This is a genomic window from Streptomyces rectiviolaceus (assembly GCF_039533825.1).
Classification (GTDB): domain Bacteria; phylum Actinomycetota; class Actinomycetes; order Streptomycetales; family Streptomycetaceae; genus Streptomyces; species Streptomyces rectiviolaceus.
In genome coordinates this window covers 1-25,860 of the sequence record NZ_BAAAUG010000103.1, presented here as the reverse complement: position 1 = coordinate 25,860, position 25,860 = coordinate 1, and the positions used below count along the sequence as shown (strand labels likewise).

General features: G+C 70.7%; 20 protein-coding genes. 10 read left to right on the top strand and 10 right to left on the bottom strand.

Annotation, left to right across the window (positions count from 1 at the left end):
• Positions 1-51: 51 nt before the first annotated feature.
• The gene (locus ABD378_RS27385) at positions 52-903 is read right to left on the bottom strand and encodes an IclR family transcriptional regulator (RefSeq protein WP_344524834.1); all 852 of its coding nucleotides are present in this window, start codon (positions 901-903) and stop codon (positions 52-54) included.
• A 190-nt stretch (positions 904-1,093) separates the two neighbouring features.
• Between ABD378_RS27385 and ABD378_RS27380 the strand changes: the two genes are divergently transcribed.
• Positions 1,094-1,414 carry a bifunctional 3-phenylpropionate/cinnamic acid dioxygenase ferredoxin subunit gene (locus ABD378_RS27380; protein WP_344524832.1) on the top strand — a complete coding sequence of 107 codons (321 nt, stop codon included), beginning with the start codon at positions 1,094-1,096 and terminating at the stop codon, positions 1,412-1,414.
• Positions 1,411-2,568: an NAD(P)/FAD-dependent oxidoreductase gene (locus ABD378_RS27375; RefSeq protein WP_344524830.1), complete on the top strand. Its 1,158-nt coding sequence runs from the start codon at positions 1,411-1,413 to the stop codon at positions 2,566-2,568. The genes ABD378_RS27380 and ABD378_RS27375 overlap by 4 nt, the downstream gene beginning before the upstream one ends.
• A gap of 115 nt (positions 2,569-2,683) precedes the next feature.
• Here the strand turns inward: ABD378_RS27375 and ABD378_RS27370 are convergent, their stop codons facing one another.
• Entirely contained in the window at positions 2,684-3,145 is a 462-nt protein-coding gene (locus ABD378_RS27370; protein WP_344524828.1) for a hypothetical protein, read from the bottom strand.
• Positions 3,146-3,586: 441 nt separating this feature from the next.
• Here ABD378_RS27370 and ABD378_RS27365 point away from each other — a divergent pair, with 441 nt between their 5' ends.
• From ABD378_RS27365 to ABD378_RS27345, 5 genes are read left to right on the top strand one after another with little or no spacing between them, the layout of a single operon-like run.
• Entirely contained in the window at positions 3,587-6,601 is a 3,015-nt protein-coding gene (locus ABD378_RS27365) for a sensor histidine kinase (protein WP_344524826.1), read from the top strand.
• Positions 6,598-7,038 carry a roadblock/LC7 domain-containing protein gene (locus ABD378_RS27360; protein WP_344524824.1) on the top strand — a complete coding sequence of 147 codons (441 nt, stop codon included), beginning with the start codon at positions 6,598-6,600 and terminating at the stop codon, positions 7,036-7,038. Before ABD378_RS27365 ends, ABD378_RS27360 begins: the two co-directional genes overlap by 4 nt.
• 9 nt (positions 7,039-7,047) lie before the next feature.
• The gene (locus tag ABD378_RS27355; RefSeq protein ID WP_344524822.1) at positions 7,048-7,452 is read left to right on the top strand and encodes a DUF742 domain-containing protein; all 405 of its coding nucleotides are present in this window, start codon (positions 7,048-7,050) and stop codon (positions 7,450-7,452) included.
• Positions 7,453-7,477: 25 nt separating this feature from the next.
• Positions 7,478-11,137, top strand: coding sequence for a hydantoinase B/oxoprolinase family protein (locus ABD378_RS27350; RefSeq protein ID WP_344524820.1), 3,660 nt, complete (start codon positions 7,478-7,480; stop codon positions 11,135-11,137).
• Positions 11,118-11,723 carry a GTP-binding protein gene (locus ABD378_RS27345; RefSeq protein ID WP_344524818.1) on the top strand — a complete coding sequence of 202 codons (606 nt, stop codon included), beginning with the start codon at positions 11,118-11,120 and terminating at the stop codon, positions 11,721-11,723. The genes ABD378_RS27350 and ABD378_RS27345 overlap by 20 nt, the downstream gene beginning before the upstream one ends.
• Before the next feature lie 83 nt (positions 11,724-11,806).
• Here the strand turns inward: ABD378_RS27345 and glpK are convergent, their stop codons facing one another.
• The 5 genes from glpK to ABD378_RS27320 all read right to left on the bottom strand — a co-directional run bounded on the left by glpK (position 11,807) and on the right by ABD378_RS27320 (position 17,063).
• Positions 11,807-13,327, bottom strand: a complete 1,521-nt coding sequence (gene glpK / locus ABD378_RS27340; protein WP_344524816.1) for a glycerol kinase GlpK — start codon at positions 13,325-13,327, stop codon at positions 11,807-11,809.
• Positions 13,328-13,341: 14 nt separating this feature from the next.
• Entirely contained in the window at positions 13,342-14,097 is a 756-nt protein-coding gene (locus ABD378_RS27335) for an MIP/aquaporin family protein (protein ID WP_344524814.1), read from the bottom strand.
• A gap of 396 nt (positions 14,098-14,493) precedes the next feature.
• A complete protein-coding gene (locus ABD378_RS27330; protein WP_344524812.1) occupies positions 14,494-15,684 on the bottom strand; it encodes a lipid-transfer protein in 1,191 nt (396 codons plus the stop codon).
• Complete coding sequence (locus tag ABD378_RS27325) at positions 15,681-16,154, bottom strand: Zn-ribbon domain-containing OB-fold protein (RefSeq protein WP_344524842.1); 474 nt, start codon at positions 16,152-16,154, stop codon at positions 15,681-15,683. The genes ABD378_RS27330 and ABD378_RS27325 overlap by 4 nt, the downstream gene beginning before the upstream one ends.
• A 102-nt stretch (positions 16,155-16,256) precedes the next feature.
• On the bottom strand, positions 16,257-17,063 hold the full coding sequence (locus ABD378_RS27320) for a M15 family metallopeptidase (RefSeq protein ID WP_344524810.1): 807 nt from the start codon (positions 17,061-17,063) through the stop codon (positions 16,257-16,259).
• Between the two features lie 73 nt (positions 17,064-17,136).
• Here ABD378_RS27320 and ABD378_RS27315 point away from each other — a divergent pair, with 73 nt between their 5' ends.
• The gene (locus ABD378_RS27315; RefSeq protein ID WP_344524808.1) at positions 17,137-17,670 is read left to right on the top strand and encodes an NUDIX domain-containing protein; all 534 of its coding nucleotides are present in this window, start codon (positions 17,137-17,139) and stop codon (positions 17,668-17,670) included.
• Here ABD378_RS27315 and ABD378_RS27310 read toward each other — a convergent pair.
• Positions 17,661-20,051: a glycoside hydrolase family 31 protein gene (locus ABD378_RS27310; RefSeq protein WP_344524806.1), complete on the bottom strand. Its 2,391-nt coding sequence runs from the start codon at positions 20,049-20,051 to the stop codon at positions 17,661-17,663. The genes ABD378_RS27315 and ABD378_RS27310 overlap by 10 nt on opposite strands.
• 214 nt (positions 20,052-20,265) lie before the next feature.
• On the opposite strand from ABD378_RS27310, the gene ABD378_RS27305 reads away from it, so the two are divergent.
• Both ABD378_RS27305 and ABD378_RS27300 read left to right on the top strand, forming a co-directional pair.
• Entirely contained in the window at positions 20,266-22,248 is a 1,983-nt protein-coding gene (locus tag ABD378_RS27305; protein WP_344524804.1) for an acetoacetate--CoA ligase, read from the top strand.
• 76 nt (positions 22,249-22,324) lie between these two features.
• Entirely contained in the window at positions 22,325-23,218 is an 894-nt protein-coding gene (locus ABD378_RS27300; protein WP_344524802.1) for a hypothetical protein, read from the top strand.
• Between the two features lie 59 nt (positions 23,219-23,277).
• Here the strand turns inward: ABD378_RS27300 and ptsP are convergent, their stop codons facing one another.
• Together ptsP and ABD378_RS27290 are read right to left on the bottom strand one after the other, a co-directional pair.
• On the bottom strand, positions 23,278-24,948 hold the full coding sequence (gene ptsP / locus ABD378_RS27295; RefSeq protein ID WP_344524800.1) for a phosphoenolpyruvate--protein phosphotransferase: 1,671 nt from the start codon (positions 24,946-24,948) through the stop codon (positions 23,278-23,280).
• 77 nt (positions 24,949-25,025) lie between these two features.
• Entirely contained in the window at positions 25,026-25,475 is a 450-nt protein-coding gene (locus tag ABD378_RS27290) for a PTS sugar transporter subunit IIA (protein ID WP_344524798.1), read from the bottom strand.
• Positions 25,476-25,860 lie beyond the last annotated feature (385 nt).

Here is a 25,860-nt window from a genome sequence, read left to right as displayed (position 1 = left end):
AGCCAGGAATCTCTGGCTCCGCCCTCGTGTCAGGCGTCTACTGGTGGCCCGTCAGAAGCCGTATCCCATCCGCCGCGACAGCTCCACGGCCGCGACGACCGTGCGCTTGGCGAGCTCGGTCAGACGGTCCTCGGTCAGGCGGTACACCGGCCCCGACGCGCTGAGCGCCCCGATCACCTTGCCGTCGTGCGCGCGCACCGGTGCGGCGACGGCGGCAAGGCCCACCTCGAGCTCCTCCACGGCGACGGCGAACCCCTGGTCGACGACGGCCTCCAGGTCGCCGCGCAGTGCCACCGTCCCGGTCACGGTGTGCTCGGTCAGGCGCGGCAGCGTCCGGGCGATCAGGCCCTCGCGCAGCGTCGTGGGCAGGTGGGCCAGGAGGATCTTGCCGCTGGAGGTGGCGTGCAGCGGGGTGCGCCTGCCCAGCCAGTTCTGCGCGGTCACCGACGCGGGGCCGCGGGCCTGCATGATGTTGACCGCGGCGTCGTCGTCCAGGATCGCGATGTTGACCGTCTCGCCGAGTTCGTCCGCGAGGTCGCGGCAGACCGGGCCGCCCTCCTGGGAGATGTCCAGACGCACTGCCGCCGCCCCCGCGAGGCGGAGTACGCCGGCCCCCAGGAAGTACTTCCCACGGTCCTTGGCCTGGTTGACCAGGCCACGGTTCTCTAGGACGCCGAGCAGCCGGAAGGCCGTCGACTTGTGCACCCCCAGCTCGTCGGCGATCTCGGTGACCCCTGCCTCGCCGAGCCGGGCGAGTATCTCCAGGACGCTGACCGCGCGGTCCACGGACTGGACGGATCCGGGTGCCGCCTTGGACTGCTTCTCGCGGGACTCGGGGCGCTCTTCGGGTCGGTCCTCGTGCGGCTCCCCGTTCTGATCAGGCTGTTTCCGCGTGCCGGTCATATCTCAACTCTCACCACCTCGCGGCCCGTTGAAGCCGCATCTTCGGGAAGCCCTTGACGTGGCGGGCATCCCGACCGGATTCTGTTGCGCATAGCGCTCCCTCGTGCGCCATGCGAAACATCATGTTACCGAAGGGTCCTGGACCGAGAAGGTGTCAGGACCGGGCCGAGAGAGATCAAGAGGGGGGCCCATGATTCCCGTCTGCCGCCTTGAAGACCTCCCCGCGGGCGAATCCGTCCGTGTCGACACCACACCTCCCATCGCGGTGTTCAACGCCGACGGCGAGATCTACGCCATCGACGACACCTGCAGTCATCAGGACGCCTCTCTCTCCGAGGGCTGGCTCGAAGGCTGTCTGGTCGAATGCCCGCTCCATGCCGCCTCATTCGATCTCCGTACGGGGCGCCCGACCTGCCTGCCCGCCCGCCGCGCCGTGCGCACCCACCAGGTGAGCGTCGACGACGGCACGATCCACGTCCACCTCGTGGCCGAGGAGGGTTCCGCCGCATGAGGACCATCACCGTGGTGGGCGCCTCGCTCGCCGGGCTCTACGCGGCGCGCGAGTTGCGCGCCCAGGGGTACGACGGCCGGCTCGTGGTCATCGGTGACGAGCCGCACTCACCGTACGACAGGCCGCCGCTGTCCAAGGATTTCCTCACCGGCAAGTCCGGTGAGGCCCAACTCGCCCTGTCCGACGACGAGGAGACCGACGAGCTCGCCGCCGAGTGGCTGCTCGGGGTGCGCGCCCGCGCCCTGGACCCGCGAGGCCGCACCGTGCTCCTCGAGGACGGCAGGACCGTCGCGAGCGATGGGGTGATCATCGCGACCGGGGCGTCCGCGCGGCGGCTGCCCGGGCCCGCCCTGGCGGGGGTGCACACCCTGCGCACCCTGGACGACGCCCGCGCCCTGCGCACGGAGCTGACCGCCGGGCCGCGACGGGTCGTCGTGATCGGCGGCGGATTCATCGGCTCCGAGACCGCGTCCTCGTGCGTGGCGCTCGGGCACGACGTGACGGTCGTCGAGGCAGCCCCGCTGCCGCTTCTCCCGCAACTGGGCGCGGACATGGCGTCCGTGTGCGCCGGTCTGCACGCGCGTGGGGGAGCGGAGCTTGTGACGGGCACCGGTGTCGCCGCGCTGCGCGGGGACGCGACCGTGCGCGCGGTGGAGCTCGCCGACGGCCGTCTGCTCCCGGCCGATGTGGTCGTCGTCGGCATCGGGGCCGCCCCCAACACCGGCTGGCTCGCGGGCTCGACGCTCGCCCTGGACGACGGGGTGCTCTGCGACGACGGCTGCGTGACCGGGCTTGCGCACGTGGTCGCCGTGGGCGATGTCGCCCGTGTGGGCGGCTCGCGTGCCGAGCACTGGACGAGCGCCACGGAGCAACCCCGTGTCGCCGTACGGAACTTGCTGGCCGGCCGTACCGCCGAGACCGTGCGCCCGCTGCCGTACTTCTGGTCCGACCAGTACGGCTCCCGCATCCAGTTCGCGGGGCGGCGGCGGGCCGACGACACCGTGCGCCTCCTCGAAGGCTCACCGGAGGAGGGGAGTTTCCTCGCCGCGTACGAGCGGGAGGGGCACACCACGGCGGTCCTCGCGGTGGACCGGCCGCGCCCGTTCATGAAGATGCGCCGCGGGATGCTGGCGGCGGTGCCCGTCGCGGCCTGACCCCCGGGAGTGCTCGTGCGAGTGCCCTCAAGGGGTATGGGGGCAGGAGCACTGAAGCGCTGAGGGCGCTGGTGCTGAGGGCGCCAGGGGCTGCGGCTCCTGGGGGCTTAGGGCGCTAGGAGTACGACAGCTGCCCCGCCCCGCCACGCCGCCGTATGCGTTCCTCGCTCCGTGCCGCCGTCCGGGCCTGCCGACGGGCGCGACGCCGCTCGCGCCGCAGCTGACGCGCCGTGCTGCTCGGCACCGACACCACGCCATGCCGCTGGTTCCACACCTGGCGGGTCACCCACACGTCCAGGACGCCCCAGGTGGCGACCACGGTGCTGGCCACGCTGCTGAGCACCATCGGGAAGGACAGCCAGGATCCGGCCAGCGCGCACAGGAATGCCGTCATGGCCTGTATCAGGGTCAGCGCCACGATGATCACGGCTCGTACCGCTGCCGTGCGCACCGGATCGGGCAGGCGCCGTCTGCGCGCCGGCTCCTCGACCCACAACTCCCTGCGCTCGTCGCCGGACCGAGGCCTGGATGTCTCGTACTCATCCTGGCTCGTCCTCTGGCGCTCTGCCGTGCCCATCAACTCGTCACTCCCCCGGTGCCCCACGGGCCGTTCGATGAGATGTCGGCGGACCCGACTCCCCAGTGGCTGCCCGGTATACGCGGCTTTATGTCACCTGGGTACGGCATGCGGTCCTCTGGTGCCCGCTGTCCCCAACTCCCGTACTGAAGGACGAATGAGAGGCCGGGAAGATTCCCGCGAGGTTCGGAAAAGCGAAGAGATCCGGCCAACTGGGGTGATGGGCAAGGGGGACTGTGCCGAGTGGCATGTGCCACACGCGGGATGCAATCTCCCGAATTGGAGGGACAACTGGGGACGGCCCTTTTGCGTCACGGCTGAAATCCGTCCGGACGTGCCTTCGAGTTGCTCCTGGGTCAGTAGTAGGCTCACGCCGTTTGTTGACGCACATGTGTGCCCCTGGCCATAGCGCGGCCGCAGGGGGCCGATCTGGGGGAGGCCATGCGCTTTCGCGGGAAGTCCATCCGCCGGAAGATCGTGGCATTGCTGCTGGTGCCGCTCATTTCCCTGACCGCGATGTGGGGTTTCGCCACTTACCTCACCGGTCAGTCGGCCAAGGACCTCATCGACGTCTCCAACGTCGTCGACAAGATCGGCTACCCGATCGAGGACACGGCCCGGGTCGTCCAGCAGGAACGCCGCCAGACCCTCGTCTATCTCGCCGACCCTCGCGCCTCCGACGCGCTCGCCGCACTGCGCCGCAGCCGCACGGCCACCGATGACGTGATCGCCAAGGTCGTGGACAACGCGGCCCACCCGGACGTGCGGGACGAGGTCACCGGAGAGTCGGCGGACCGGCTCGCCTCCCTCCTCGACTCCTTCGACGGCATCGAGTCGCTGCGCCGCACGGTCGAGGAAGGCACGATCACCCGCGCCGGCGCGCTGAAGATGTACACGAAGCTGATCGACCCCTGCTACGGCTTCCTGATGACGCTGCACGGTCTCGACGACGTGGAGATGGATCAGCAGGGCCGTGCGCTCGTCGGTGTGACCCGGGCGCGTGAACTGCTCTCCCGCGAGGACGCGTTGCTCGGCTCCGCGCTGGTCGCGCGCAGGCTCACCAAGGCCGAGATCCGGGAGATCTCCGATCTCAGGGCCCAGCGCACGCTGCTGTACGAGGTCAACCTCGCGCAGCTGCCCGAGGACGAGCGAGCCGGCTACGAGCGCTACTGGAACGGCGCCGAGACGACACAGCTGCGGGCCGCCGAGAAGGCCGTTATCGAATCCTCGCCCGGCACCCCGCGCGCCGTCACGTCGGCGCGCTGGGACGCCGCTTCGGGCAAGGCGCTCAAGGATCTCGCCGAGCGCGACAAGGCGGCGGGCGACCGCTTCCAGGACCGCGTCGAGCCCGTGGCCGTCGGCGTCATCGTGCGGGTCGCCGTGGCGGGCGTGTTCGGTCTGCTCGCGCTGCTGTTCTCGGTCTTCATGTCCGTACGCATCGGCAGCAGCCTCATCCGTGACCTGCGCCGACTGCGCCTGGAGGCGCACGAGTCCTCGGGTGTCCGGCTGCCCGGCGTGCTGCGCCGCCTGGCGGCGGGCGAACAGGTCGACGTGGAGACCGAGGCGCCGCGTCTGACGTACGAGAAGGACGAGATCGGTCAGGTCGGCCAGGCCCTCAACACGCTGCAGCGTGCCGCGGTCGAGGCGACCGTCAAACAGGCCGACCTGCGCCGCGGCGTCTCCGAGGTGTTCGTCAACCTCGCCCGCCGCAGCCAGGTGCTCCTGCACAAGCAGCTCACCCTGCTCGACACGATGGAGCGCAGGACCGAGGACACCGACGAACTCGCCGACCTCTTCCGCCTCGATCACCTCACCACGCGCATGCGGCGGCACGCCGAGGGCCTCGTGATCCTCTCCGGCGCCGCCCCGTCCCGGCAGTGGCGCAAGCCCGTCCAGCTCATGGACGTCGTCCGCGCGGCCGTCGCCGAGGTCGAGGACTACGAACGCATCGAGGTGCGCCGCCTGCCGCGCATCGCCGTCACCGGGCCCGCGGTCGCCGACCTCACCCACCTGATGGCCGAACTCCTGGAGAACGCCACGGTGTTCTCGCCCCCGCACACCGCTGTGCAGGTCCTCGGAGAGCACGTCGCCAACGGCTTCACCCTGGAGATCCACGACCGGGGCCTCGGCATGGCGGCCGACGCGCTCCTTGACGCCAACCTCCGCCTCGCGGAGACACCGGAGTTCGAACTCTCCGACACCGACCGCCTCGGCCTCTTCGTGGTGAGCCGACTCGCCCAGCGCCAGCGCGTACGCGTCTCCTTGCAGCCCTCTCCGTACGGCGGGACCACCGCCGTCGTGTTCATCCCGGAGACGCTGCTGACGGACGACGTACCGGACACGAACGGCATCGGGTTCCGTCTCGACCGGCCGCAGCCCAAGGAGGCCGTGGGCCGCGACGCCGCGGGCGACAAGCAGGCCGCGCTCGGCCAGGTGCCCGTGCAGCTGCCGGGCCTTCCCGCGTCCGTCCTCGACGGTCCCGTCGAGCTCGAGGCGCCGGTCGGCATGGCGGGCCTGGACCCCTTCCCCGGCGCGCTCGGTGACCTCGGCGACGATGACAGCGAGCGCGGCGGCCTGTTCCGCCCGCGCCGCCGCATGGCCGGGGTCCAGGGGGACGAACAGCACCAGCAGGCCCGCGACGAGCGGGAGACGGGCGAGCGCGAGCCCACCCGCCCCGACGCCCTGCCCTCACGCGGCAGCGGCAGCAGCGGCAGTGGCAATGGCCGAGGCAGAGGCAACGACAACGGCTTCGGCGACACCGATGACGACGCGGCACCCGGAGACCCCGTCCAGCTGCCCCGCCGCAGGACTCCGAAGCTGGTCTCGTCGCACGGCCGCCCCGTGACGCACAACAGGCCCCGGGGCGGGGCAGAGGACGACGACGCGGCACCGGAGCGCCCCGACCGCTCTCAGGCCCCTGTGGGGCGCCCTCAGGGCGGCGCGGTGGACCGGGACCGCGGCAGCCGTCCCGCTGCCGAGCCCATCGACCTGCCGCGCCGTCCCGAGCCGCAGTCCGCCTGGCCCGACCTCTCCCCGCCGCACCGCGACGTCACCGCGCCCGACGCCCCGCCGGACCTCCCGCGGCGCAGTCGGCGTACGGAGCCCCCGCGTACGGAGTCCCCACGTACGGAAACGCCGCGTACGGAGACCCCGCGTACGGAGACCGAGACCCGCGCCGGCCAGGCGCCGGCGCCCACCACCGCCCCCGGCGGACTGCCCCGGCGTGTCCGCCAGGCCAATCTCGCCCCACAGTTGAAGGACGGGCCGGACCAACGCACGGAACGCGACTCGGCCCCGGCCACGACCAGGCCGGAAGAGCGCGACGCCGACGAGGTACGCAGCCGGATGGCTTCGCTCCAGCGTGGCTGGCGGCGTGGCCGTGAAGAGAACGCCGCGGGCGAAGACGCCTCCGACGGCACAGCACCAGGAACGACATCTGAGGGGGACGGTCGATGACCGCACCGAAGGCCGACGCACGTACCGCCGCATCCGGGGTATCGGGAGAGCTGAACTGGCTCCTCGACGACCTGGTGCAGCGGGTCGCCAGCATCCGCAAGGCGCTCGTGCTCTCCGGCGACGGCCTGCCCACCGGCGTATCGAAGGATCTGACCAGAGAGGACAGCGAGCACCTCGCGGCTGTCGCCTCCGGCTTCCACAGCCTCGCCAAGGGCGTGGGACGCCACTTCGAGGCGGGCAGGGTCCGCCAGACCGTGGTCGAGCTCGACGACGCCTTCCTGTTCGTCACGGCCGCGGGCGACGGCAGCTGTCTCGCCGTCCTCTCGGACGCGGACTCCGACGTCGGTCTGGTCGCGTACGAAATGACGCTGCTGGTCAAGAGGGTGGGTGTGCATCTTGGTACGGCGCCGCGCACCGATCTGACCACGGGAGGGTAGCGGGAGGGTATGAGCGAAGACGGGACAGGGACACAGGGGACGCCTCGCTGGTTCGACGACGACGCCGGGCCCGTGGTGCGGCCGTACGCCATGACGCGCGGCCGCACCACCAGCCCGGCACAGCACCGACTCGATCTGATCGCGGTCGTCATCGCGGAGGCCCGCGCCGGCGACCCGGAGGCGGACCGCACGCTGTCCCCGGAGCACGTGGACATCGTCGGGCTCTGCCGTGACAGCCCCCAGTCGGTCGCCGAACTGGCGGCCGAACTGGACCTTCCCATCGGCGTGATCCGCGTCCTCATCGGCGATCTCGTCGACGACGAACTGGTGCACGTGACACGTCCCGTACCGCCTGCGGAACTGCCGGACGAGAGTATTCTGCGCGACGTGATCAACGGCCTCCGGGCGCTCTGAACAGCGCGGAAGCGGGGAATGAGACGTGACTGGCTGGCAATTCTGGGTCGACAGGGGCGGCACGTTCACGGACATCGTCGCGCGGCGCCCCGACGGGCGTCTGCTCACGCACAAACTCCTGTCGGACAACCCGTCCCGCTATGCCGACGCGGCCGTCGCGGGCATCCGTGAACTCCTGGGCGCCGCCCCCGGCGTCCCCGACGACACGGCGGACGTCCCCATCGACGCCGTCCGCATGGGCACCACGGTGGCCACCAACGCCCTCCTGGAGCGCAAGGGCGAGCCCACCGCCCTGGTGATCACCGGCGGCTTCGGCGACGCCCTGCGCATCGCCTACCAGAACCGCCCGCACATCTTCGCCCGCGAGATCGTCCTCCCGGAGCTGCTGTACGACCGGGTCATCGAGGCCGACGAACGGGTCACCGCCGAGGGCGAGGTCCTGCGGTCACCCGACCTGGAGCAGCTCGCCGAGCCGCTGCGCCAGGCCTACGAAGACGGCATCCGGGCCGTGGCCGTGGTGTGTATGCACAGCCATCTGTACCCCGCCCACGAGCGGGCGATCGCCGAGCTTGCCGTCCGCACCGGCTTTCCCCAGGTCTCACTCTCCAGCGAGGTCAGCCCGCTGATGAAGCTGGTCCCGCGCGGTGACACGGCGGTCGTCGACGCGTACCTGTCGCCCGTCCTGCACCGCTACGTCCAGCACGTCGCCGACGAACTCAGCGGCGTGCGCCTGATGTTCATGCAGTCGAACGGCGGCCTCACCGAAGCGGGCCAGTTCCGCGGCAAGGACGCGATCCTCTCCGGGCCCGCCGGCGGCATCGTCGGCATGGCCCGCATGTCGCACCGCGCGGGCTTCGACCGCGTCATCGGCTTCGACATGGGCGGCACGTCCACGGACGTGTCGCACTACGCGGGCGAGTACGAGCGGGTCTTCACCACGCAGATCGCGGGCGTACGGCTGCGCGCGCCGATGCTGGACATCCACACCGTCGCGGCGGGCGGCGGCTCCGTGCTGCACTTCGACGGCAGTCGCTACCGCGTGGGCCCCGACTCGGCGGGCGCCGCTCCGGGCCCGGCGAGCTACCGGGGCGGCGGACCGCTCACGGTGACCGACGCCAACGTCGCCCTCGGGCGCGTCCAACCCGCCCATTTCCCCCGGGTGTTCGGGCCGGACGGCGATCAGCCGCTCGACGAGACGCTCGTGCGCGACCGCTTCGCCGCGCTGGCCCGCGACATCAGCGAGCGCACCGGCGACGACCGCACTCCGGAGCAGGTCGCCGAGGGTTATCTGCAGATCGCCGTCGCCAACATCGCGGCCGCCGTCAAGCGCATCTCGGTCCAGAAGGGCCACGACGTCACCCGTTACGCCCTCACGACGTTCGGTGGCGCGGGCGGCCAGCACGCCTGCATGGTGGCCGACTCGCTGGGCATCCGCACCGTCCTCGTACCGCCGATGGCAGGGGTGCTCTCCGCGCTCGGCATCGGCCTCGCCGACACCACCGCGATGCGCGAGCAGTCCGTGGAGGTCCGCCTCGAACCTTCCGCGATGCCCCGCGTCCTGAAGACCGCCGACGATCTGGAGGAAGCGGCCCGCGCCGAACTCCTCGCCGAGGACGTGCCCGAGGACCGCATCCGCGTCACCCGCCGCGCCCAGCTGCGCTACGACGGCACCGACACCACGCTCACCGTGGAACTCACGGAGCCGGACAGCATGATCCGCGTCTTCGAAGAGCGCCATCGCACCACCTACTCCTTCACCCTGGACCGCCCCGTCGTCGTCGAGGCACTCTCCGTGGAGGCCACCGGTCTGACCGAACAGCCCGATCTCTCCGTCCTCGCCGGTGAGACACACCGAGGCGATCCGGAGACCGTCAGCCTGCACACGGGCGGCACCTGGCGCGACGTGCTCCTGCACCGCCGCGAGGAGCTGCCGCCCGGCGAGACCGTCGACGGCCCCGCGATCATCACCGAGGCCAGCTCCACGACGGTCGTGGACGACGGCTGGCAGGCGGCCACGACACGCGAGGGACACCTGGTCATGGAACGCGTGGCGGTGCCCGAGGGTTCCGCCGCGAGCACCGAGGCCGACCCCGTCCTCCTCGAAGTCTTCAACAACCTCTTCATGTCGATCGCCGAACAGATGGGCGCCCGCCTGGAGTCCACGGCCCAGTCGGTCAACATCAAGGAGCGGCTCGACTTCTCCTGCGCGCTCTTCGACCCGGACGGCAACCTGGTCGCCAACGCGCCGCACATCCCGGTGCACTTGGGCTCGATGGGCACCAGCGTGAAGGAGGTGATCCAGCGCCGCGGCAGCAGCATGCGCCCCGGGGACACCTACGCGGTCAACGACCCGTACCACGGCGGAACCCACCTCCCGGACGTCACCGTCATCACGCCGGTCTTCGACATCCCGGGGGAGCGGGAGGACACCCCGGGGGAGCGGGTCCTCTTCTACGTGGCGTCGCGCGGGCACCACGCGGAGATCGGCGGCATCGCCCCCGGCTCCATGCCGGCGAACAGCCGCACCATCGAGGAGGAAGGCATCCTCTTCGACAACTGGCTCCTCGTGGAGGGCGGTCGCTTCCGCGAGGCCGAGACCCTGAGCCTCCTCACCGACGCCCCGTACCCCTCCCGGAACCCGGCAACCAACCTCGCCGACCTGCGCGCCCAGATCGCCGCCAACCAGAAGGGCGTCGATGAAGTCGGCCGCATGATCGAGAACTTCGGGCTCGATGTGGTCCAGGCGTACATGAGGCACGTGCAGGACAACGCCGAAGAAGCGGTACGCCGTGTCATCGACGCCCTGGAAGAGGGCGAGTTCGCATATCCAACCGACTCCGGAGCCGTCATCCGGGTCCGTGTCTCCGTGGACCGCCAAGCCCGCTCGGCGACCATCGACTTCACCGGTACGTCGCCCCAGCTCGCCACGAACTTCAACGCGCCCTTCGCGGTGGTCAACGCCGCGGTCCTGTACGTCTTCCGCACCCTCGTGGCCGAGGACATCCCGCTCAACGACGGCTGTCTGCGCCCGCTGCGCATCATCGTGCCGCCGGGCTCCCTGCTCGCGCCCGAGCCGCCCGCGGCCGTCGTCGCCGGGAACGTCGAGACCTCACAGGCGATCACCGGCGCCCTCTACGGCGCCCTGGGCGTCCAGGCCGAGGGCTCGGGGACGATGAACAACGTCACCTTCGGGAACGACCGCCACCAGTACTACGAGACGGTGGCCTCGGGATCCGGAGCGGGCGACGGCTTCGACGGGGCGTCCGTCGTCCAGACCCATATGACCAACTCCCGGCTCACCGACCCCGAAGTGCTCGAATGGCGTCTGCCCGTGCTCCTGGAGGAGTTCGCGGTGCGCCGGGGCAGCGGCGGCACCGGGACGTGGCGCGGCGGGGACGGTGCGGTGCGCCGCATCCGCTTCCGTGAGCCGATGACGGTGTCCACGCTCTCGCAGCACCGCAGGGTGGCGCCGTACGGCATGGCGGGCGGCAGCCCCGGAGCGCTCGGCACAGGGCGCGTGGAGCGCGCCGACGGCAGTGTCCAGGAGCTGGCGGGCAGCGACTTCGCGGACGCGCGCCCCGGCGACGTACTCGTGATCGAAACCCCAGGCGGCGGCGGATACGGTCCGGCCCCGCGCGACACCACTGATGCAGGAGAAGCGAGCGATGATCTTCAAGCGTTCTGAGCGCGGCAAGGCCCCCGTCGAGCCGGTGACGCTGAAGATCCTGGTGGCGGGCGGCTTCGGCGTGGGCAAGACGACCCTCGTCGGCGCCGTCAGCGAGATCAAACCGCTGCGCACCGAGGAGTTGCTCAGCGAGGCCGGCCGCCCCGTCGACGACACCAGCGGCGTCTCGGGCAAGCACACCACCACCGTGGCCATGGACTTCGGCCGGATCACGCTCCGCGAGGACCTGGTCCTGTACGTCTTCGGCACCCCGGGCCAGGACCGCTTCTGGTTCCTCTGGGACGAGCTGGCCACCGGAGCGCTCGGCGCCGTGGTCCTCGCGGACACCCGCCGCCTCGAGGACTGCTTCGCGGCCGTCGACTACTTCGAGCGCCGCTCCATACCCTTCGTCGTCGGCGTCAACTGCTTCGAGGGCGCGTCCCGTTACCCCGCCGACGCCGTGCGCCAAGCGCTCGACCTCGACCCCGCCGTCCCCGTGGTGATGTGCGACGCGCGCGAGCGGCAGTCCGTCAAGGAAGTGCTCATCGGAGTGGTCCAGCACGCGATGGCGGCCGCCGCGGCGGCCAGGGAGCCCGCGACCACGTGAGCGCGTGAACACCTGACGGGCCACGGCCCGTACCCCCGCCGACCGGGGTACGGACCGTGGTCATCCTCGGCTCGGCTCTCGGTTCAGCTCGCGCCGTCCTCGTGCCAGCCGAAGCTACGCTCCACCGCCTTGTGCCAGTTGTGGTACTCGCGCTCGCGCACCTCCGCGTCCATCACCGGCGTCCACTCGACGTCCTGCTGCCAGTGCGCCTTCAGCTCGTCGAGGTCGTTCCACACGCCGGTCGCGAGTCCGGCGGCGTACGCGGCGCCCAGACACGTCGTCTCGGAGACCTTCGGCCGGATCACCGGTACCCCCAGGACGTCCGCCTGGTGCTGCATCAGCAGATTGTTCTTGGTCATGCCGCCGTCCACCTTCAGGGTCCTGAGCTGCACCCCGGAGTCCTGATACATGGCGTCGACGACCTCACGGGTCTGCCAGCTGGTCGCCTCCAGGACGGCGCGCGCCAGATGCGCCTTGGTCACGTACCGGGTGAGTCCGGTGACGACGCCGCGCGCGTCGGAGCGCCAGTAGGGCGCGAAGAGACCGGAGAACGCGGGCACGATGTACGCGCCGCCGTTGTCCTCCACGCTCGCGGCCAGGGTCTCGATCTCGTCGGCACTGCGGATGATGCCGAGCTGGTCACGGAACCACTGCACAAGGGCGCCGGTGATCGCGATGGCCCCTTCGAGGCAGTAGACGGGCGCATCGGAGCCGATCTTGTAACCCATGGTGGTGAGCAGCCCGTGCTTCGAGGGAACGGGCCGGTTACCGGTGTTGAGCAACAAGAAGCTGCCGGTTCCGTACGTGTTCTTGGCCGTCCCCGTGTCGTAGCAGGCCTGCCCGAAGATGGCCGCCTGCTGGTCGCCGAGGGCGGAGGCGACCGGCACACCGGAGAGCTGTCCGACCGCGGTGCCGTAGACCTCGGCCGACGACCTGATCTCCGGGAGGATCGCCTCGGGGACGTTCATCGCGGCCAGGATCGACTGGTCCCACTGGAGGGTGGCCAGGTTCATCAGCATGGTGCGCCCGGCGTTGGTGACGTCCGTGACGTGCACGCCGCCCTCCGTGCCGCCTGTGAGGTTCCAGATCAGCCAGGAGTCGATGGTGCCGAAGGCGATCTCGCCGCGCTCGGCGCGGGCCCTGAGGCCGGGCACGTTGTCGAGCAGCCAGGCGGCCTTGGGTCCGGAGAAGTAGCTCGCGAGGGGCAGTCCGGTCTGCTCCCGGAACCTGTCCTGGCCGTCCGCGCCGCCCAGTTCATTGCAGAGCGCCGACGTCCGGGTGTCCTGCCAGACGATCGCGTTGTGCACGGGCTTGCCCGTGGCGCGGTCCCACAGGACCGTCGTCTCGCGCTGGTTGGTGATGCCGAGCGCGCTGAGCTGGTCGGCACGGAGCCCGGCCTTGGCGATCGCTCCCGCGACCACGGCCTGCACCTTGGACCAGATCTCGGTGGCGTCGTGCTCCACCCACCCGGGCTTGGGGAAGATCTGGCGGTGTTCGCGCTGGTCGACGGCGACGATCTCGCCGGCATGGTTGAAGATGATGCAGCGGCTGGAGGTGGTGCCCTGGTCGATGGCGGCGACGAACTTCTCGGAGTTGTCCGGCATGGCTACCCCTTGAGTCAGAAGGCTACGTTGTAGATGAGGCCTGCGAGCGCTCCGCCGATCAGCGGCCCGGCCACCGGGATCCAGGCGTAACTCCAGTCGGACGTGCCCTTGTTCGGGATCGGCAGGAACGTGTGCACGATGCGCGGGCCCAGGTCGCGGGCCGGGTTGATGGCATAGCCGGTGGGCCCGCCGAGCGAGAGGCCGATGCCGACGACCAGGAACGCCACGATCAGTGTCTGCGTACCGGACTCGCCGAGTCCCTTGGTGAGCCCGAAGGCGAGGATGGGCAGCACAAGGGCGACGGTCGCGATGACCTCGGTGACGAGGTTGGCGACCGGGTTACGGATCTCCGGGATGGTCGAGAAGATGCCGAGCGTCGGCGTCGGTTCGTGCGCGCTCGTCACCTTGTCCTTGACGCTCCGGGCGACGTTGGCGTTGAACTGCGCGTAATACACGAGGTACGCGAGGACGGCGCCGAGCATCGCGCCGACCATCTGCCCGAGCAGATAGATCCAGACCTTGCCCCACTCTTCGGTGTCGATCGCGATGCCGAGCGTGACGGCGGGGTTGAGATGACCACCGGAGAGGGGGCCCGCTGTGTAAGCGCCGGCGAGCACGCCGAAGCCCCATCCGAAGGCGATGACGACCCATCCGGAGGCTTTCGCCTTCGAATGGTTCAAGGTGACGGCGGCGCACACGCCGGCGCCGAAGAGAATCAGGATCGCGGTGCCGATGATCTCACCGACGAAGATGTCCCCATTCGAGTACATGGCGGCTCCTAGGGCCTCGCCCGGGGCGGTGAGCCCCGGTACTCCGTGCTGGGTGCGTTCCCACGACTACTGCCTGGCCGTGCCCGGTGACTTCAGCCGAAGGCAGGGGTGTCCCGCGCCCCGCCCGGCTTCCATGGCGAGCGTGCCGTCGCAGTCGAATCGCCCAGAGGGGGATGACCCGCTGAACAGGCCCTTCGTGCTGACCCTTCGCGCGTACAGGGGCCCTGAGTGGCGCGGAGCCGAAGTGCGGCGATGCCGACTGACACCGGAAGTGTTCACCGGTGGTGATGGAGCGTCAAGGTCGCGGACGGCAACGGTTAACCGGCGTGTGCCCTTCCTCTGCGACGCGCCCGGGGTCTTCCCCCGTGACGGGCCGCAGAGGCCTGGTGACAGCGCTCAGCGCACCGCGACGACCGAGGAGCCGTGTCCGAAGAGACCTTGATTCGCGGTGATGCCGGCGCGCGCCCCCGCGACCTGCCGCGCCCCCGCGGTCCCCCTCAACTGCCATGTCAGCTCGCACACTTGGGCGATGGCCTGAGCCGGAACGGCCTCTCCGAAGGAGGCGAGTCCGCCACTGGGGTTGACGGGTATGCGCCCGCCCGGAGCGGTCGCCCCCTCACGCAGCAGCTTGGCCCCCTCTCCCTCGCCGCAGAGCCCCAGGTCCTCGTACCACTGCAGTTCGAGCGCGGTCGAGAGGTCGTATACCTCCGCCAAGGAGAGCTCGTCGGGCCCGATGCCCGCTTCCTCGTACGCGGCGTGCGCGATGGAGGCACGGAAGGTCCCGTCGGCAGGTGCCACGGAGGCCGCGGAGTCCGTCGCGATGTCCGGCAGGTCAAGGACGGTGGTCGGATACGTCGGCGTCACCGTGGAGACCGCGCGGATCCGCACCGGGTCCGCCGCGCCGTGCCGCCGCGCGAACTCCATGCTGGAGAGCACGAGCGCCGCCGCCCCGTCGGAGGTCGCGCAGATGTCGAGCAGCCGCAAGGGGTCGGCGACGACGGCCGATGCGGCCACTTCATCGGCGGTGACGGTCTTTCGGTAGCGCGCGTTCGGATTGAGCGCGCCCGCCGCCGCGTTCTTCACCTTGACCTGGGCGAAGTCCTCCAGGGTGTCGCCGTGCACCGCCATCCTGCGGCGTGCGTACAGGCCGAAGTACGTGGGGTTGGTCGCGCCGAGGACCCGGAACCGCAGCCAGTCCGGGTCGTCGTGCCGGTCCCCTCCCGCGGGGCGGAAGAACCCCTTGGGCGCGGCGTCGGCCCCGACCACCAGGACGACATCGGCGAGGCCCGCGAGGATCTGCGTACGCGCCGTGTTGATCGCCTGCGCCCCGGACGCGCACGCCGCGTACACGCTCGTGACCCGCGCGCCCTGCCAGCCGAGGGCCTTGGCGAACGTCGCCCCGGCCACGTACCCCGGATAGCCGCCGCGCACCGTGTCCGCGCCGACGATCGAGCCCACGTCGCGCCAGTCCACCCCGGCGTCGGCGAGCGCCGCGCGGGCCGCCGCCGTGCCGTACTCGATGAAGCTCCGGCCCCACTTGCCCCACGGGTGCATGCCCGCGCCGAGTACCGCCACCTCGCTGCTCATGCGCCCACCCCCACCGGCCGCCAGTGCCACGTCGTCCAGGTTGTCCCTGAGCCCCCGCCGCCGTCCTCGTAGCCCTCGCCGTCGTCGCCCCCCGCGCCGCGCCCGTCGAGCACGCCGGGGACGACCTCCACCTCCATGCCGACCTCCAGGTCGGCGACGGTGACCCCCGGAACCGACTGGCCGAGCACCACCATGCGCTCCGCTTCCAGCTCCACAGCGATCAACGCGTAGGGCTGCCACGGAAGTTCCGGATCGGACACATAGGGCGCGGGCGGCCGGTAGCGGCTGTCCGTGTACGACCAGATGCGGCCGCGCGGGGAGAGCGGCACCTCTTCGAGGTCTCCGCCCGAGCAGCCGGGGTTGCGGCAGAAGCCGTCCTCGCGGGGGAAGAAGACACTGGCGCAGGCCGAGCAGCGTGTGCCCAGAAGGCGGAAGTTCTCTCCCTCCCCGGCGAACCAGTCGGCCACCACCGGAGTACGCGTACGCGACAAGGCTCCTCCACGACACTGGATCTGACGGAACGTCAGAAGTGTGCCACGGGCAACCGGATCGCGTCAGTAGCGCGGCACCGGCTACTTCCCGTTCAGTGAGCGGCGTGCCACGGGGAAGTCGAAGTAGGTGTCCGGGAAGACCTCGGGCTTGTACGTGAAGTGCCACCACTCCTCAGGGAGGTTCACAAAGCCGACCTTCGCCAGAGCGCCCCGCAGCAGATCGCGGTTGGCGCGCTGCTCGCCGGTGATCCGGGGGTCGTCCGTGTGGGAGAGGGTGTCGAAACAGTCGAACCCTGTCCCCATGTCCACGGAGTTGTCGGGGAACCGCTCGTCCTTGGGTCCGTAGCAGGGCGTGAGCGCCTCTCCGGGGACGTACGGGCGCGTCGGCAGGGCGGGCAGCTTCACGACCGTCAGATCGAGCGTCGAGCCGCGACTGTGCCCGGACTTCGCCGCGATGTAACCGTCCTCGAACAACCGCGACTTGTCGACATGGGGATAGAACTCCGCCTTCATGCGTACGTCGCCGAGATCCTCGGCCCAGCGCACGAACTGGTCCACCGCCCGCTGCGGGCGGTAACAGTCGTACACCTTCAGGGAGTAGCCCTTGCGCAGCAGCGTGCGCTGGGCTTTGTGCAGCGCCTTCGCCGCGGGCTCCGTGAGGATGCACATCGGCTTCTTGTAGCCGTCGATGGCCTCACCCACGAAGTTGTGCGGCGTGATGTAGCGCATCTCCTGGATGATCGTCGGGTCGACGTCGCGCAACGCCACGAACTCATCGGGGGCCTTGGGTTCGGGCTTGGCGTGGGCGGGCGCGGGGGCGGCGGCCACGGCGACGAGAGCGGTGGCGGCGACGGCGAGATTCCGCAGGGCGGGGACAAGTCCTGTCATGAACCCTGCATTTATCAGGATCCAGCCCCGGAGGGAAAGACCGTCACCGCAGCGATCGGATACAGTCCGCGGCGTGTCCCCATCCCAGCACCGCGCCGACCCCTCCCCGGGCTCCCACTGTTCGAGCTGCGGAACTTCATACGGGGAACACGTTTCCGCCTGGCCACGCACCTGCGCCTCCTGCGGCACGGTCGCCTACCGCAATCCGCTGCCCGTAGCGGTGGCGCTGCAGCCCGTGTACGACACCAAGGGCACCGCCCTTGTCGTCGTGACCCGGACCATCGCTCCCGCGCACGGGGGAGTGGCCCTGCCCGGCGGGTTCATCGACGACCGGGAGGACTGGCGGGACGCCGTCGTCCGCGAGCTCAAGGAGGAGACCGGCATCGGTGCGGCGAGCCGTGACGTCCGCCTCGCCGAGGCGCTCAGCGCCCCCGACGGATACCTGCTGCTCTTCGGGCTCCTGCCCGAGCGCCCGGCGGCCGAGCTGCCGGACCCCGCCCCGACGGGCGAGACCGAAGGCTGGCACCTGCTGCACCGCCCGGCCGAACTCGCCTTCCCCCTGCACACGTTGGCGGTACGCGCCTGGTTCGAAGGGCGCTACATCTGACCCTGCGGGATTCCCCGCACCGTCACCCGCAGCCCGACCTCACCCGCGGCCTCCCCGGCATCCTCGGCGGCCCGGCCGTCCCGCTCGACCACCACACGCCCGCCGATCCACCGCGCGGTGAACCGCTCGATCTCCGGCTGCTCCCACCCGTCGCCCGCGTCCCTGACCACCAGGCCGCCTCCCGTACGCCCCGGAGCGGGCGCCCACACCTCCAGCTCGATCCCGCCGTCGGCGCCCCGCACCGGCAGCACCGCGCCGGCCCGCGCGAGCACAGGAATGCGGGACAGCGGAGCCTCCAGGAGCACACGGGCCGGCCCTTCGTACGCCTGGCCGGTCGCCGTGTCGTACCAACGGCCCGGTGGCAGCCGCACCGTACGGCGCACGGCCCCCGGCTCGAACACGGGCGCCACCAGCAGGCAGTCCCCGAGCAGAAACGCGTCCTCGCAGTCACGCAGCGCCCGGTCCTCCGGGCAGCCCCACCACAAGGGCCGCACATACGGCGTTCCCGTACGCCGCGCCAGATGCGCGAGCGTCACGAAGTACGGCAGCAGCCGCCGGCGTTCGACGAGCGCCACGCGCGCGTGCTCAAGCACATCGGGACCGAACTCCCAGGGCTCCCTGCGCCCGGCCCGCAGCGCGGCGTGCGTACGGAACAGCGGCAGATACGACCCGAGCTGGAACCACCGCAGATACAGCTCGGGTGACGGACTGCCGTCGAACCCGCCCACATCAGGACCCGAGTACGGCACCCCGCACAGTCCCAGACCGAGCACGAGCGACAGGGACGCCCGCAAGCCCGGCCACCCCGTGGCCACATCCCCGGACCACGTCCCTCCGTAGCGCTGCATACCCGCCCACCCGGAGCGCGAGAACAGGAACGGCCGCTCCTGGGGGTGCAGTTCGCGCAGCCCCTCGTACCCGGCACGGGCCATGGCGAGGCCGTACACGTTGTGCGCCTCGCGGTGGTCGCCGCCGCGGCCCTCCAAGGCGTGCCGGGCCGAGCGGGGCAGCGTCGGCTCCCCGAACGCGGCGAAGGACACCGGTTCGTTCATGTCGTGCCAGAAACCCGCGAACCCCTGGGCGAGCCGCTCCTTGTAGAGACCGCCCCACCACGTCCGCACCCGCGCGTCCGTGAAGTCCGGATACACCGCCCGGCCCGGCCAGACGACCCCGTGCACCGTCCGCCCCGAGGCATCCCGCACGAAGGCGTCCGTCGCCCTGCCGCTGTCGTAGACCTCATTGCCGGGCTCGGCCTTCACCGCGGGATCGACGATCGACACCAGCCGCACGCCGTCCTTCAGCAACTCGTCGGCCAGCTGCGGCAAGTGGGGATAGGTCTCCTTGTCGACGGTGAACACCTGGTGCTCTTCGTAGTGGTCGATGTCCAGGTGGACGGCGTCCAGCGGCAGCCCACGCTCCCGGTAGCCGGCGACGATCCGCCGCACCTCCTGCTCACCGCCGAAACCCCACCGCGCGTGATGGTGACCGAGCGCCCACGCGGGAGGCAGGGCGGGCGGGCCGGTGAGCGAGGCCCAGGTGTGCAGCACGCGCGCGGGGGTGCCCACCATGACCCAGCACCGCAGCGGCCCGCCATCCATACGGACCTCGCACGAACCCGCCCTGTCGTGTCCGGACCCCGCACCCTCCTCGCCCTCGCGCACCACCACGGTGCCGTCCCACGTGTTGTCGTGGAACACCAGATGACTGCCGACATCGGCCACCACGAGCTGCACGGGCATGGTGATGTACAAGGGGCCGTCGCCGGGCCCGAACGAACCCCCCGGATCGGTGTTCCACAGGCGGTACGTCCCGGTCCGCAGCCGGGGCCCCTGAGCGCGTCCCCCGAGCCCGAAGAACCGCGCGTCCGCAGCCACTTGCGAGCGCTGCAGCCAGCGCGCCGCACCTCCACCGACAGGCTCCCACCAGCGCGGCGGCAGATCACGGCGCAGCATCAGACCACCGGGTGTGCGCAGCTCCACGGCGCCGTGCCGCGAGACGACCACCGTCGCCCGCTCGGACACCACCCGCCAGCCGCCCTCCTTGTCGGGCTCCAGGACCGCCCGCGGGTCCGCCTCGGGGCTTCCGCTGACGAGCGCGTACGACGGATCGGGCTCCGCGCCGTCCCAGCCCCAGAAGACGGCCCCGCCCGTCGTAACCCGCACCCGCAGCTCCGAACGGGCGAACCGCACCACTCCGCCCCCGGGCCCCGGCTCCACGCCCGTCACCGGACCGGGCACCCGCGCGCGTTCGACACCCCGGGGGGCCAGCCCGGCGGCGTCCACCCGTCGCCTACGCCAAGAGGACCGCACCGCACGCAACCCCTGCGCCGTACCGACCAAGCTGACCGCCTTCATCGAACGCACCAGGTCACGACCGTTCATGCTGCTCACCCTGCCACCGAAGAAGCCGCGCGTGTGCATCGTTCAACTGCCGTTCACCTGGGGTGACGGCACATAGTCGCCGCGCCGACTGTGTGAGGCACACCCTGGTGTCGAAATCGATCACGTGGCATCGTCCCTGTCAGCCGTGTCGCGCGCACAACCAGCACGCGCGCACCACACACGCATACGACGCGTAGAGCCCGGGAGCCGACCCATGTCCTCAGCGAACCCCTCACCGCTCTGGCAGCCCGACCAGGAACGGATCGCCGCCGCGCAGATCACGCGGTTCCAGGCATGGGCCGCCGAGCACCACGGAGCACCCGCCGACGGCGGGTACGCGGCACTGCACCGCTGGTCCGTGGACGAACTGGACACGTTCTGGCAGGCGGTGACCGACTGGTTCGACGTGCGCTTCTCGACGCCCTGGACACGCGTACTGGGCGACCGCTCGATGCCGGGCGCCGAATGGTTCCCCGGAGCCACGCTCAACTACGCCGAGCACGCCCTGCGCGCCGCCGAGGACCCCACGCGCGCGGATGACCCGGCTCTCCTCCACGTCGACGAGACCCACGAGCCGACCGCCGTGACCTGGGGCGAGCTGCGCCGCCAAGTCGGCTCCCTGGCGGCGGAGCTGCGCACACTCGGCGTGCGCCCCGGAGACCGCGTCAGCGGCTACGTCCCGAACATCCCGCAGGCCGTCGTGGCCCTCCTGGCCACCGCGGCCGTCGGCGCCGTCTGGACCTCCTGCGCCCCGGACTTCGGCGCACGCAGCGTCCTGGACCGCTTCCAGCAGGTCGAACCGGTCGTCCTGTTCACCGTCGACGGCTACCGCTACGGCGGCAAGGAACACGACCGCCGCGACGCCGTCGCCGAGCTGCGCCGCGAGCTGCCCACCCTGCGCGCCGTCGTCCACATCCCGCTCCTCGGCACCGACGCCCCCGAAGGCGCCCTGGAATGGGACGCCCTCACCGCCTCGGACACGGAGCCCGTCTTCGAACCCGTCCCGTTCGACCACCCCCTGTGGGTGCTCTACTCGTCCGGCACGACGGGCCTGCCCAAGGCCATCGTCCAGTCCCAGGGCGGCATCCTCGTCGAACACCTCAAGCAGCTGGGCCTGCACTGCGACCTGGGCCCCGACGACCGCTTCTTCTGGTACACGTCCACCGGCTGGATGATGTGGAACTTCCTCGTCTCCGGCCTCCTCACCGGCACCACGATCGTCCTCTACGACGGCAGCCCCGGCTATCCCGACACCGGCGCCCAGTGGCGCATCGCCGAACGCACGAAAGCCACCCTCTTCGGCACATCGGCGGCCTACGTCATGGCGTGCCGCAAGGCGGGCGTGCACCCGGCCCGCGACTTCGACCTCTCCACCGTCCAGTGCGTCGCCACCACCGGCTCCCCGCTCCCGCCCGACGGATTCCGCTGGCTGCACGACGAGTTCGATGACACCCCCGGCGGCCTGTGGATGGCCTCGGTCAGCGGTGGCACGGACGTCTGTTCCTGCTTCGCGGGAGCCGTACCGACCCTGCCCGTCCACATCGGCGAGCTCCAGGCCGCCGGCCTCGGCACGGATCTGCAGGCCTGGGACCCCCAGGGCAAGCCCCTCATCGACGAGGTCGGCGAGCTCGTCGTCACCAACCCGATGCCCTCCATGCCGATCCACTTCTGGAACGATCCGGACGGCAGCCGCTACCACGACAGCTACTTCGACACCTATCCCGGCGTCTGGCGCCACGGCGACTGGATCACCGTGACCTCGCACGGCTCGGTCGTCATCCACGGCCGCTCCGACTCCACGCTCAACCGCCAAGGCGTCCGCATGGGTTCGGCCGACATCTACGAAGCCGTCGAACGCCTCCCCGAGATCCGCGAATCCCTCGTCATCGGCGTCGAACAGCCCGACGGCGGCTACTGGATGCCCCTCTTCATCCACCTCGCCCCCGGCGCCACCCTCGACGACGGACTGCGCGACCGCATCAAGCAGACGATCCGCACACAGCTCTCGCCGCGCCACGTCCCCGACGAGGTCATCGAAGTCCCCGGCATCCCGCACACCCTCACCGGCAAACGCATCGAGGTCCCGGTCAAGCGCCTGCTCCAAGGCACCGCACTGGCCAAGGCGGTCAACCCCGGCTCGGTGGACAACCTCGACCTGCTCCGGTTCTACGAGGAGCTGGCCCGCAAGCGCTCCTGATCCCCGGCCGAGCCGTCATTGTCAGTGCCCGCAGTTACGCTGAGTGAGCATTGATCGACGGACCGCAGGGGGAATCATGACTCGCACTCAACACACCACCACGCGACGCGCACTACGCCGCGAAGTCGCCGGAACCATCGGCCTGTTGGCCGACGAGGACGACTTCGCGGCGATGCGCCGCTACCGCACCTTCACCTTCGACGACCACAAGACCTACCTCCGGCAGGCCGAAGGCCTCCTCAGGTCACTCGCGTCCGACGGCGGGCACACCACCATCGCGCTCTTCGACCCCGAGGAGTACGCGGAGTACTGCGCCGAGACCGGCCTGGACCCCGACGCCCCGGCCAGCCGCACCCGCTTCACCGCGGAGCTCGCCGCCACCGGACCCACCGTCCCGTACGACGGCCAGCCGCTCTCCGATCTCCTCCCCGACCTCGTCGGGGAGGCGGTCCGCCAGGCCACCTGGGAGTACGCGACGATGCTCCTGGCCCGCCTCGGCGCCTGCGCGGTCTGCGGCGAGGACATCGGCAGAGCCGCCTTCAACCGGGCCTCGGACCTGCTCGTCAAGCTGCTCGACACCTCAGGCCCCGGCACCCGGCACCTCGTCTGCAGCGTGCCCGCCGCCCCGGAGACACTCCTCGCCGCACTGCACGCCACGCAGGACACCGAGGGCAACACAGAACTCGACGAGACCGAAGCCCTGGAGTTCACCACGGTCCTCTCGGTCGGGATCGCCACCCACAGCGCCGCGGGCCTGGTCATGCGCACCACCGCGGACGGCAGCCCCGACCGGGTCCAGGGCTGGCGCCTGCACGGCGAGCGGCTGCTGCCCCTCACCGCGGCCGAGGTCTTCGACGCCTACTGCACCGACGCGGTGTCAGGGGACCTCGTCTCCCCGGAATCCGGCGTCGACTACAGCGCCGCATCACCCATCGGGGACGACGGACCCGAAGGGGGACACCGGCACTGAACGCCGAGGGGCGCCCCACCCGTACCGGATGGAGCGCCCCTCACAGACCTGCTTACTGCCTACTCGCCGGACAGAACCGCCTGCGCGGCCTTCCGGGCCTCCTCGGCGCTGTCCGCGGCACGCGCGGCGGACGCCGCACGCTCGCACTGAGCCAGCGTGTACTTGCCCAGCGTCGCCCGCACGTAAGGAATGGACGCCGCACCCATCGACAGAGAGGTGACACCCAGACCGGTCAGCACACACGCGAGCAGCGGGTCGGACGCCGCCTCGCCACACACGCCACAGCTCTTGCCCTCGGCCCTGGCCGCCTCGGCGGACAGCGAGACCAGGTCGAGCAGCGCGGGCTGCCACGGGTCCTGGAGCCGGGACACCGCGCCCACCTGACGGTCGGCCGCGAAGGCGTATTGCGCGAGGTCGTTGGTGCCGAGCGAGAGGAACTCGACCTCCTGGAGAATCGAGCGCGCCCGCAGAGCGGCCGACGGAATCTCCACCATGGCACCGAACTTGGCCTGCAGCCCCGCCTCGCGGCACGCGTCGGCGAACGCCTTGGCGTCGATACGGTCGGCGACCATCGGCGCCATGACCTCGAGGTAGACCGGCAGCCCCTCCACGGCCTTGGCCAGCGCCGTCAGCTGCGTACGCAGCACATCGGGGTGCTCGAGCAGCGACCGAAGACCGCGCACACCAAGCGCCGGGTTCGGCTCATCGCCGGGCGTCAGGAAGTCGAGCGGCTTGTCGGCGCCCGCGTCGAGCACACGCACGACGACGCGACCCTCGGGGAAGGCCTCCAGCACCTTGCGGTACGCCTCGACCTGCTTCTCCTCCGACGGCGCCTTGGTGCTGTCGTCAAGGAAGAGGAACTCGGTCCGGAAGAGACCGACACCCTCGGCCCCGGCCGCCACCGCGGCCGGCACATCCGCAGGACCGCCGACGTTGGCGAGCAACGGCACCTTGTGCCCGTCGGACGTCGCCCCGGGACCGGTCGACGCGGCGAGCGCAGCCTTGCGCTCGGCGGCCGAGGCCTCGAGCTGACTCCTCTTCTCGGCACTCGGCTCGACGAAGATCTCACCGGTGCTGCCGTCCACGGCGACAACCGTGCCCTCGGCCAGCTCACCCGCACCCGGCAGAGCGACAATCGCGGGCACACCCAGCGCCCTCGCGAGAATCGCGCTGTGACTGGTCGGCCCGCCCTCTTCGGTGACAAAGCCGAGCACCAGCGTGGGGTCGAGCAGCGCCGTGTCCGCCGGCGCGAGGTCACGCGCGATCAGGACGTAGGGCTCGTCGCTGTCCGGAACACCGGGCATCGGAACGCCGAGAAGCCGGGCGACGATACGATTCCGCACGTCATCGAGGTCAGCGACGCGACCGGCCATGTACTCGCCGGCGCCCGCGAGCAACTCGCGGTAGTGCGAGAACGCGTCGTAGATGGCGCGCTCCGCCGAGCTGCCGACGGTGACCCGCCGGTCGACGTCGGCCATGAGCTCTGGGTCCTGGGCGATCATGGCCTGCGCCTCGAGCACGTGCTGTGCCTCGCCACCTGCCAGATTGCCGCGCGCATTGAGATCGGCAGCCACAGCTTCCACCGCCTGGCGAGCGCGCCCCTGTTCGCGCTCTGCTTCCTCCGCGGGAATCTGCTTGGCAGGCGGCTCGAGCACCGCCGTCCCCATGTGCCGAACTTCGCCGATCGCCACCCCGTGGCTCACGCCGACGCCTCGCAGCGTTGTCTCCATTTCACCCGTCTCCGATAGAGCGACGGGCCCAGCCGCCGCGGTGGATGTCGTACCTGCCGTCAGGGACGGCGATGACGTCACTTCCAGCTGAAGAGAGCGTCCCCAGCCTTTACGTCGCCATCCTCCACGAGGCCGGAGAGGGACTCGGCAGTGGCCTCGAGTGCCACGATCGGGCAGACCGGAGACTTGCCGGCCGCCTCGACGGCCGCGGGGTCCCAGCGCACGATGGACTGACCGCGCTGCACGGTGTCACCCTTGTTGACGAGCAGCTCGAAGCCCTCGCCGTTGAGCTGGACGGTGTCGATGCCCAGGTGCGTGAGCACGCCGTGCCCCTGGTCGTCCACGACGACGAAGGCATGGGGGTGAAGCGAGACGACGATGCCGTCGACGGGGGCGACAGCCTCGGAAGGCTCGCGCGCGGGGTCGATGGCGGTGCCCGGTCCGACCATCGCGCCGGAGAACACGGGGTCCGGTACAGCAGAGAGCCCAATGGCGCGTCCGGCAAGCGGGGACGTCACGCTGGTCATGGCAAGCCTCCCAGGGGGGTGGAGAGTCGTAGCCGCCGTCACTACCTGTCCTGGACGGCGCACTGTTCAGAAGAGTAAGTCATAAAAAGTCCCGGTTCCGCGCGAGAGGTCCCGGTTGACTGAGTAGGGGCACTGCACAAACGATTTGCGCCTGCCCCAACGCCCGATGTACAGTCGGAGTCCTGCCTGAGGCGAGCGACGCGGTCAAGCGTCCGGACTCGGCAGCATCTATCAAGTCAGATCCTAATCCCTGGGTCAGCTTCTGCGTGCTCGCAGATGAGTGGTCAGGGAGTCGAAAAAGACCTGATAGAGTTTGGAACACAACGAAGGGAAGCGCCCGGAGGAAAGCCCGAGAGGGTGAGTACAAAGGAAGCGTCCGTTCCTT

What these genes read in the sequence shown, in the direction of transcription:
- ABD378_RS27385 (WP_344524834.1), bottom strand. Translation starts at nt 903, where the DNA reads ATGACCGGCACGCGGAAACAGCCTGATCAGAACGGGGAGCCGCACGAG.
- ABD378_RS27380 (WP_344524832.1), top strand. Translation starts at nt 1,094, where the DNA reads ATGATTCCCGTCTGCCGCCTTGAAGACCTCCCCGCGGGCGAATCCGTC.
- ABD378_RS27375 (WP_344524830.1), top strand. Translation starts at nt 1,411, where the DNA reads ATGAGGACCATCACCGTGGTGGGCGCCTCGCTCGCCGGGCTCTACGCG.
- ABD378_RS27370 (WP_344524828.1), bottom strand. Translation starts at nt 3,145, where the DNA reads ATGGGCACGGCAGAGCGCCAGAGGACGAGCCAGGATGAGTACGAGACA.
- ABD378_RS27365 (WP_344524826.1), top strand. Translation starts at nt 3,587, where the DNA reads ATGCGCTTTCGCGGGAAGTCCATCCGCCGGAAGATCGTGGCATTGCTG.
- ABD378_RS27360 (WP_344524824.1), top strand. Translation starts at nt 6,598, where the DNA reads ATGACCGCACCGAAGGCCGACGCACGTACCGCCGCATCCGGGGTATCG.
- ABD378_RS27355 (WP_344524822.1), top strand. Translation starts at nt 7,048, where the DNA reads ATGAGCGAAGACGGGACAGGGACACAGGGGACGCCTCGCTGGTTCGAC.
- ABD378_RS27345 (WP_344524818.1), top strand. Translation starts at nt 11,118, where the DNA reads ATGATCTTCAAGCGTTCTGAGCGCGGCAAGGCCCCCGTCGAGCCGGTG.
- glpK (WP_344524816.1), bottom strand. Translation starts at nt 13,327, where the DNA reads ATGCCGGACAACTCCGAGAAGTTCGTCGCCGCCATCGACCAGGGCACC.
- ABD378_RS27335 (WP_344524814.1), bottom strand. Translation starts at nt 14,097, where the DNA reads ATGTACTCGAATGGGGACATCTTCGTCGGTGAGATCATCGGCACCGCG.
- ABD378_RS27330 (WP_344524812.1), bottom strand. Translation starts at nt 15,684, where the DNA reads ATGAGCAGCGAGGTGGCGGTACTCGGCGCGGGCATGCACCCGTGGGGC.
- ABD378_RS27320 (WP_344524810.1), bottom strand. Translation starts at nt 17,063, where the DNA reads ATGACAGGACTTGTCCCCGCCCTGCGGAATCTCGCCGTCGCCGCCACC.
- ABD378_RS27310 (WP_344524806.1), bottom strand. Translation starts at nt 20,051, where the DNA reads ATGAACGGTCGTGACCTGGTGCGTTCGATGAAGGCGGTCAGCTTGGTC.
- ABD378_RS27305 (WP_344524804.1), top strand. Translation starts at nt 20,266, where the DNA reads ATGTCCTCAGCGAACCCCTCACCGCTCTGGCAGCCCGACCAGGAACGG.
- ABD378_RS27300 (WP_344524802.1), top strand. Translation starts at nt 22,325, where the DNA reads ATGACTCGCACTCAACACACCACCACGCGACGCGCACTACGCCGCGAA.
- ptsP (WP_344524800.1), bottom strand. Translation starts at nt 24,948, where the DNA reads ATGGAGACAACGCTGCGAGGCGTCGGCGTGAGCCACGGGGTGGCGATC.
- ABD378_RS27290 (WP_344524798.1), bottom strand. Translation starts at nt 25,475, where the DNA reads ATGACCAGCGTGACGTCCCCGCTTGCCGGACGCGCCATTGGGCTCTCT.